This window comes from Novosphingobium sp., assembly GCF_036733805.1.
Classification (GTDB): Bacteria; Pseudomonadota; Alphaproteobacteria; order Sphingomonadales; family Sphingomonadaceae; genus Novosphingobium.
The window spans coordinates 1-2,216 of the sequence record NZ_DAIMZT010000141.1 but is presented as its reverse complement, the minus strand read 5'-3'; the positions used below and the strand labels follow the sequence as shown (position 1 = coordinate 2,216).

Here is a 2,216-nt window from a genome sequence, read left to right as displayed (position 1 = left end):
CCGCGGGTTCCGCTTAACTCCAGCGCCCAAGCCAAAACGGAAGCGCAGTCGCCGCAATCCCGATCCATTGATCGAAGCGAGCATGCAGTTGAAGCGCTGGTTCGAGGAGGAGCCGTGGCGTGCCGGCCGGGCATTGCTCGAGACGTTCTGGCGATCAATCCGATGGCCTGTTGCGTGCCGTCCGGCATCGCGTGAAGATATCGCGACCCAAGCAGGCCTGCGCTCATTTTCGTCCGCTCTGTGGATCGGCGTGCAAAAAGGGCCCCCTCATTTCGATAGCTTAAACAGCCGTCTGGATATTCAGGCGGCGAGATCTGGATGTTGGTTTTGGAGACAGTGGTTCGAATCCGGCGTGAGTAGCCAATGTCCGCGCCTCTCACTCTGTCGGTCAAATCCCAGCGGGCGTGCTAATGCATGAAGAAATCGATCACTTTAGCAATGCAAGGCACTCGCCAAATTATTGAAATCCGTAGCGACCAGATCCCAGTCGCTTTCGCTTCGGAGATCTGTGGTTTGCTCAGAACCATATTCCGTCGGTCGCGGCACGAAGATGGTGCGCATGCCGACCGCGCGCGCCGCGTGGAGATCATCATTATGCGCAGCCACCAATGCCACCTGCGACGGATCGAGCTGCAGGGCTTCGGCAGCCGCAAGATAAGTCCGCGGTGTCGGCTTGTAGGTTCGACTGAGATCGGCGCCCAGGATCGCATCCCACGGCAGTCCGGCATGGCGGGACAGCCGCGTCATGAGCGCTATGCTCCCATTCGAAATCGGCGCCAGTATATATTTCGCCTTGAGGCGGAGCAGTCCGCCCGGAACGTCCGGCCATGGGGACAATTGTTCCCAAAGACGGGCGAAAGCCTTGCGATCAACGGTCTCATGCCCGTCGCGCGGCAAACCGAAACTGGACAGCAGATCGTCGAGCATCTCGGCGTGCAATGTATCGAGCGGCACATAGTCGCGCGCTCCTGTTCGGCAGGCCTCCATCGCCGGCTGATAAAGGGCGCGCCAGCGGTCGGCGAACATATAGGGGTCGACCGAAGAAAGACCGCACTCGATCAGGAAAGGCCGCGCGGACCGCGCAATACTTGAGCGCCAGTCGACAACCGTGCCGAACACATCGAAGCCAAGGGCGCTGATTTCAAGCATGTGAGAGCTGCTCCCCATCGCAGCCCAACTGTCTCGCCGCGAATTCTCGCAAGGTGGAACCGACAAGGTCTTGCCCAAGACCGAGCCCATGAATTGTCGACACATGATTGTGACCCGCAAACCAATGCAGTTCGGGAGGGCGGCCATCCACCGCATTGAGCGCGGCCGCGAAATCGAACGTCTGGTCAGCGATCTGCGCGGGGTCGAATTCCGCTACGCTGAGCAGCAAGGGCGGATGGCCGGTGCGCACATGCGACGCGGGCGAGCGGTCAGGCCACAGAGCCATGTCCTCTCCAAGATAGAGCCGCGGGCCCGGCAAGATCGGCTCCTTTCCTCGATAGAATCCGCTCAGCAAGGCGACCGCCCGCACCGATGTGTCGGAACATCCGCCCCAGCGCGGGTCAAAGAGATAACCGGATACATGTGCGGCGCCGGCCGATTGTCCTATCAGGACAAGCTGTTGTGGATCGCCCCCATATTGGGCCGCGTTCTGCCGGATCCAGTCGATCATGGCCGCGACGTCTTCATTTCCGGACGGCCAGACGGAGTCGGGCGCCAAACGGTAATTGGCGAGGATCGTCAAAAAGCCATGCGCGGCGAAATAGCGGCCCACATTGGCGTAGAATTGCTGATCGCCGCGCTTGTCCCCGCCAACGAAACCGCCGCCATGTACGAACAGGAGGACCGGCGCGTTCGCCTTATCCGTCGGGTATACATCGAGGCGGTTTCGCGAAGCCGGACCATAGGCAAGATCTTCTACGATAGGCCTCTGCGCCCAAGGAAGCGACGCGGTGGGCGCGCGATACAGTTCACGTGTCGCCTTGAGCACTTCCGGGTCGAAACATGCCCCGATCCGTTGCAACTCGACCTTAACGGCTGCCTCATCAAAATATGGTTGCTGCACGACCGCCCTACCTCTCAGACAATTGGTTATCGACCGACAATGCGAACGGTCAGCGGAGTCAGATCAGCGACATAGCCCATCACCACATCGCCAGGCTGAATCGCCCCTACCCCTGCCGGCGTTCCGGTATAGATGAGGTCGCCGGGTTCCAGGCGATATTGGC

General features: G+C 60.3%; 4 protein-coding genes. 1 reads left to right on the top strand and 3 read right to left on the bottom strand.

Annotation, left to right across the window (positions count from 1 at the left end; all coding sequences use genetic code 11):
- Positions 1-195 (top strand): hypothetical protein (locus V7D69_RS15970; protein ID WP_333606330.1); only part of this gene is annotated, 195 nt, incomplete at its 5' end.
- Positions 196-432: 237 nt separating this feature from the next.
- On the opposite strand, the gene V7D69_RS15965 is transcribed toward V7D69_RS15970, so the two are convergent.
- The 3 genes from V7D69_RS15965 to V7D69_RS15955 all read right to left on the bottom strand — a co-directional run.
- Positions 433-1,149, bottom strand: coding sequence for a haloacid dehalogenase type II (locus V7D69_RS15965; RefSeq protein ID WP_333606329.1), 717 nt, complete (start codon positions 1,147-1,149; stop codon positions 433-435).
- A complete protein-coding gene (locus V7D69_RS15960) occupies positions 1,142-2,053 on the bottom strand; it encodes an alpha/beta hydrolase (protein ID WP_333606328.1) in 912 nt (303 codons plus the stop codon). The genes V7D69_RS15965 and V7D69_RS15960 overlap by 8 nt, the downstream gene beginning before the upstream one ends.
- A 26-nt stretch (positions 2,054-2,079) precedes the next feature.
- Positions 2,080-2,216: fumarylacetoacetate hydrolase family protein (locus V7D69_RS15955; RefSeq protein ID WP_442947069.1), on the bottom strand; the 137-nt coding region annotated here is incomplete at its 5' end.

Bases quoted from the DNA above. Each gene is read 5' to 3' on its own strand.
- V7D69_RS15965 (WP_333606329.1), bottom strand. From the start codon at position 1,149: ATGCTTGAAATCAGCGCCCTTGGCTTCGATGTGTTCGGCACGGTTGTC.